The organism is Caballeronia sp., from assembly GCF_028292365.1.
Lineage (GTDB): Bacteria > Pseudomonadota > Gammaproteobacteria > Burkholderiales > Burkholderiaceae > Caballeronia.
In genome coordinates, this window is the sequence record NZ_JAQGMM010000660.1 from 1 (window position 1) to 5,364 (window position 5,364).

Consider the following 5,364-nt stretch of genomic DNA (forward strand, 5'->3'; position numbering starts at 1 on the left):
TTGAGCAGGAAGGCGTTCAGACCGGCACATGCAAATCAGCGGCCGCCTGATCGTCGTGCCGGGTCTCAACTTTCCTGCATTTCTCGCGGGGCGGCGGACCTCGCCTATTGATGGCGCGAATATGAACCGGATCTTCCCGGGTCATCGCGATGGCTCCGTCACGGAGATGATTGCGCACTATGTGGACACCGAATTGTTTCCCCGCGCCGATTTCGTCTTCGATATCCACTCGGGCGGTGCGTCGTTCGATCATCTGCCGACGCTGCTGGCCGCACCACCAGCCACAGAAAAGGGCTGGATTAAGCCAATCACATGATGGCATCCAAATCTCCCAGCCTGTTAGGTCGCAGTGAATGCGAGCACGTCGGCCACGAAAAACGGACATCAAATCCCTTGCCTACGTTCGCTCGTTCATGATAATTTATGCTCACTTACGATCGATTGACGATGAACGAATAAATCCAGACTGAGACCGACACCATGCAAAGAACCCGGCGTGATGCCGTAGACGGGCTGCTTCCCGACGAACGCGCGAAGCTGATCCTCGACCGGCTACTAACGCACGGCCGAGTGCTGGCCGCCGAACTCGCGCTCGAATTCAACACCTCCGAGCACACGATTCGCCGCCATCTGCGCGATCTGGCGGACGCGGGTCATTGCAAGCGTGTGTATGGCGGTGCGCTGCTGATCTCGCCCGCTGCGCCGGCCGGGTCCACCCGCCTGCGCGAAGCGGCTGATCGAAAGGCCCAACTAGCCGTTGCGGCGGCGTCCATCGTGCGGCCGGGGCAGATCATCCTGCTCGATGCCGGGTCGACCAACGTCGCTATAGCGGCGGCGCTTCCGGATAACGCCGGCCTGACCGTCGTGACCAACTCCCCCGATGCCTGCTCGCGTTTGCTCGATCGTCCCGGCTTCGACGTCATTCTGATTGGCGGCCGGATGAGCGCGCGTGGAGCGGGGTCTCTCGGGTCCACTGCCCTTTTGCAAGTCCAGCAGATCAAGGCCGACCTGTGTTTTCTCGGCGCGTGCGCCATGGACCCGGACGAGGGCGTGGCTGCGTTCGAGGCGGAGGAAGCCGAGCTTAAGCGCGCGATGGTCAAATCGAGCGGTCAGGTCGCCATTGCGATGACGTCGGAGAAACTGATGACTGCGGCGCCCTTTTTTGTAGTGGCAAGCTCCGGCGTCGAGCATCTGATCGTGGAGGCGGATATCGCCGCGCAACGGCTAACCGAGTTCGAAAAAATCTGCGGCAACGTGATCGTGGCTCGTGCAGGGGCTCAATCATGAGACCAGTCGCTGAGCGTATTGCCACCACCGCGGTATTTCTCGCTAACGGGCTGGGCATTGGCGCGTGGGCCGTCGAAGTCCCGCGAATCAAGGAAGCTTTATCGCTAAGCGATACCTCGCTCGGGATCGCGCTGTTCTGTTTTGCATTGGGCGCAATTGTCGCCATGCCGCTTGCGGGCCGACTGGCGCCGCGCTTTGGAAGCGGCCGCGTCACCGCATTCCTGGGCATTGCATTTGTGGTTGCATTGCCCTTGCCTGCGCTGGTCCCGGACTTCGCTTTGTTATGCGTCGTGCTCTTTGCCTTAGGTGCTGCGAACGGCGCACTCGATGTGTCGATGAACGGACACGCCAGCGCGATCGAAGGCGAATGGCGGGCGCCGATCATGTCGTCCTTTCATGCGGCCTGGAGCATGGGCGGTCTGCTAGGCGCGGCGGGGGGCGCGGCGCTTCAGGCCAACGGTATCGGCTCGATGGGCGGATTATTGCTGCCCGATGTTGTTATCGGCGCGCTTATTTTGACCAGCGCCGTACTCGCGCTGCGGGATATTGGACCTAGGGTGCTGACGTCGGCTAGTGGTTTTGTATTGCCTAGCGCGGGCGTCATGAAACTCGCCGCACTCGCCTTTCTCTGCATGCTGGTCGAAGGCGCGGTGGCGGACTGGAGCGCGGTGTTCTTACGCTCGGCACTCGACACGCAAGCGAGCGCAGCAGCACTCGGCTATTCGTCGTTTGCTTTCGCGATGGCTGCATGCCGCGTAGTCGGCGATGTATCGGTTCGACGCTTAGGCGCAAGCGTCGTAGTCGCTTGTGGGGGGCTTATCGCAGCCGTAGGCTTGGCGCTAGTGCTTGGGTATCCCAACGTGGTCACCGCTTGCGTGGGGTTTGCGCTGGTGGGAATCGGCCTGGCTAACATCGTGCCGGTAATCTTTAGCGCTGCGGGCCGCTCAACGACAACACCAGCCGTCGGTGTTTCCATGGCCGCCACGGCAGGTTATGCCGGCTTTCTGGTGGGACCGCCGCTGATTGGACTGGGCGCAGGTTTCCTGGGGTTGCGGCTCGCGTTATGCGCGCTTTTGCTAGCCGTCGTGATCGTCTGTCTGGTGGGTGGCAAAGCCGTGAGCCGGGCAGGCGTCAAACAGGCGTTTTAAATGCTGCGGCACTGTTGTGTAGCTGGTTTCCCTTTGGCGCGGGTCAACGGACTTAGGGTTTTGTCAGGCAGGGTTGCTGACGCAATGCGGCGCGCCTTCAACCCTTACCGCTTAAGAAAGTCACTGCGACATCGGCATCAAGTCGCCATCCGTCTGACGCTGAAGATCCTGCACCTTGGTCTGCAAGGCACGCAATTCAGCTTGAGCCGCGTCCTGCTGCGCCCGCAACGTGACAATGGCTGCCTGCTGTTGCGCCTGACGATCGACGACCTGACTTTGCTGCGCGCGCGCCACGTCGACATCCGCCTGCAAGCGGTTCGCCCGATTCTGCTGCAAGGCAATCAGGCGATCCGCGAAGGCGTTTTCAGCCTGCAGCTTCTCGCGACTGATTTCCGAAGCGGCCAGCTGGGCCGTCGACTTCGCGAAGTCCGCATAAACCGCTTCGGCACGCGTATCGGTCTGCGTCTTGATCACGCGCCAAAACTTCTTTTGCTGGAACAGCGCGACGTAATACGTCATCTGGTCCGGGTAGAACAACATGCTCGCGCCATAGCTGCCGTTATAGGTCGTGCGCATTTCCATTACCTTGCCGTCGCGGATCATCTGCTGCAATTCGGTAATGCTGCCGTTAGCGCCATTCCCCGGCGCCTGCGGCTCGTCTGCCGCGCCATTGGCCAGCAAGCCGCGCCGCGCACTCGCGTCGCCAAGCGCATTTCCCGATGCTGCCGACGAATCCTGCCCCGCAGGCATTGCCGCTAGTGCAGTTGTTGCAGTGATTGCGGCGCAAGCCGCCGTGCAGACCACCGCGCCCGCCCACAGAACACCCCCGTGCCGCCATTTATTTTTGTATTTCATGGAATTTCCGAGTTCTTTGAACAAAGCGAAACCGACCGGATTATGGCAGATAGAATGCCCCGATATTGGTTGGTCACATTCAAAAATCGTGTTCTTTGAATGGAACTCAAAGCAATGGATAATCGCTGGGTTCAGCGAACCTGCTGCGGCATATGTCGAAACCCGCGAGGCTAAGCGCAAGGCTCTCGCCGCCAAGCCCCAAGTCACCTGAAAATATCGGCGACCAGATTCGACACCGCCCGTATGCGCTCGCTGCCGCGAAGCGCCGGGTGCAAGACCATCCATACATCCTGGTCCAGCTCCCTGATATGCGGTTCAATGCAGACCAGATCGCTGGTCGTGTCGCCTGCCAGTTGCGCGAGCACGCCCAGGCCCGAGCCGCCCAGCACGCCATCGAATACGCCCAGTACGTAGCTGCTGCGAAGGCTCGGCGTGGGCGCGCCCGGCAACGTCTTGAGCCAGCGAGCCGCGGGATGGTCCCCCCGGCGCTCGTCGTAACCGACGAAGGACAGCTTGCTCCATTCCTTCTTCTTGATAGCTACCTTGTGACGCAGGTAATAGTCCCGCGACGCATATAAACCAAAGCGGACCTTGCCGATCCTGCGTACATACAGGTCACCCTCGTCCGGGCATTCCGACCAGATGGCAATGTCCGCTTCGCGCCGGGCGAGGTTATACGGTTGCTGCGAGGTCAGGACTTCAATGGCCAGTCCGGGAAATCTTTCCTGGAACGAGCCCAGTAACTTCATCAGGATGTAGGACATCCACTCGACTGCGTTGATCCTGACCGTGCCTTCAAGACCATGAGAACCCGTGACATCCCCGGCCCGTTCGATCTGATGCGCGAGGGCCTCCATTTGCTCGGCCCATGCGAGCACTCGCTCCCCAAACGCCGTGACTGCGCAGCCGGAAGGCACGCGGTCAATCAGGGGTTCACCTAATCTTCTTTCAAGCTCAGTCAAGCGGCGCGACAGCGTTGCCGCGCTAAGATCGCATGCCGCAGCCGCTGATCTCATGGTTCCTTCGCGGGCGATGGCGAGCAAAAGCCGCAGGTCGTCCCAGTCAACGTGTTCCATTTTTGAAACGCTCGCTTTCGATTTTAGACGTAGCATATCGCGAATCGCGAGGATAGCATTAGACCCGGATGGGCTGGATTGCCGCTTGATTTACGCTACGGCTCATGCATCGGGTTTTCACGTATTGGCTTAAAGCGATGCGGCAACAAGCATGGCCTTTCACACTGACCAAGCGACTAACCGATTAACTGCCTAACTGACGAAACGACTCGACGGCTATTCCCTCAGTAGACCGAAGAGCGAACTAACTAACGGAGACTCTATGACCCGCAAGGCCAACCCAGCACGGCGCCGCGTACTCGCTGCCACCGCAGTATTCGCCGCATTCTCGCTGTTGCCTGTCTCGTCGGCATTCGCTCAAACGGCGAAAAAGCCCGTCGTCGCCCTCGTGATGAAGTCACTCGCCAATGAGTTCTTCCTCACCATGGAAACCGGCGCCAAAGACTATCAGGCCCACAACGCGAGCAAGTTCACGCTCATCTCGAACGGCATCAAGGACGAAACCGATACCGCGAACCAGATTCGCATTGTCGAGCAGATGATCGTCTCGAAGGTCGATGCGCTCGTGATCGCCCCGGCTGATTCGAAAGCCCTCGTTCCGGTCATCAAGAAGGCCGTGGATGCAGGGATCATCGTGGTGAATATCGACAACCAGCTTGATCCGGACGTGCTCAAGTCGAAAGACCTGAACGTGCCGTTCGTCGGCCCGGACAATGCGAAAGGCGCAAGGCTGGTCGGCGATTACCTGGCCAAGAAACTGAAGGCTGGCGATGAAGTCGGCATTATCGAAGGTGTGTCGACCACCACCAACGCGCAGCAACGCACAGCCGGCTTCAAGCAAGCGATGCAAGCAGGTGGCATGAAGGTTGTTGCGCTGCAATCCGGCGACTGGGAAATCGACAAGGGCAATGCGGTGGCATCGCAGATCCTGAACGCGAACCCGAACATCAAGGCGCTGCTGTGCGGCAACGACAACATGGCACTCGGCGCGGTGGCTG

The 5,364-nt window shown here is 59.9% G+C and carries 5 protein-coding genes and 1 pseudogene; 4 read left to right on the forward strand and 2 right to left on the reverse strand.

All coding sequences use genetic code 11. The features are described 5' to 3' along the window. Window positions 1–28 precede the first annotated feature (28 nt). The 3 genes and pseudogenes from JWR14_RS37920 to JWR14_RS37930 all read left to right on the forward strand — a co-directional run. Window positions 29–280: pseudogene (locus tag JWR14_RS37920) on the forward strand (succinylglutamate desuccinylase/aspartoacylase family protein); the annotation flags it as partial. A gap of 200 nt (window positions 281–480) precedes the next feature. Continuing rightward, on the forward strand, window positions 481–1,287 hold the full coding sequence (locus JWR14_RS37925) for a DeoR/GlpR family DNA-binding transcription regulator (protein ID WP_299719883.1): 807 nt from the start codon (window positions 481–483) through the stop codon (window positions 1,285–1,287). Continuing rightward, window positions 1,284–2,435 carry an MFS transporter gene (locus JWR14_RS37930; RefSeq protein ID WP_299719885.1) on the forward strand — a complete coding sequence of 384 codons (1,152 nt, stop codon included), beginning with the start codon at window positions 1,284–1,286 and terminating at the stop codon, window positions 2,433–2,435. The genes JWR14_RS37925 and JWR14_RS37930 overlap by 4 nt, the downstream gene beginning before the upstream one ends. 120 nt (window positions 2,436–2,555) lie before the next feature. Here JWR14_RS37930 and JWR14_RS37935 read toward each other — a convergent pair whose 3' ends face one another. After that, the gene (locus JWR14_RS37935) at window positions 2,556–3,290 is read right to left on the reverse strand and encodes a DUF2968 domain-containing protein (RefSeq protein ID WP_299719886.1); all 735 of its coding nucleotides are present in this window, start codon (window positions 3,288–3,290) and stop codon (window positions 2,556–2,558) included. 203 nt (window positions 3,291–3,493) lie between these two features. Beyond that, a complete protein-coding gene (locus JWR14_RS37940) occupies window positions 3,494–4,366 on the reverse strand; it encodes a LysR family transcriptional regulator (protein WP_299719887.1) in 873 nt (290 codons plus the stop codon). Window positions 4,367–4,628: 262 nt separating this feature from the next. Between JWR14_RS37940 and JWR14_RS37945 the strand changes: the two genes are divergently transcribed. Further along, window positions 4,629–5,364, forward strand: a 736-nt coding sequence (locus JWR14_RS37945; protein WP_299719888.1) for a substrate-binding domain-containing protein, incomplete at its 3' end; no start/stop codon positions are given.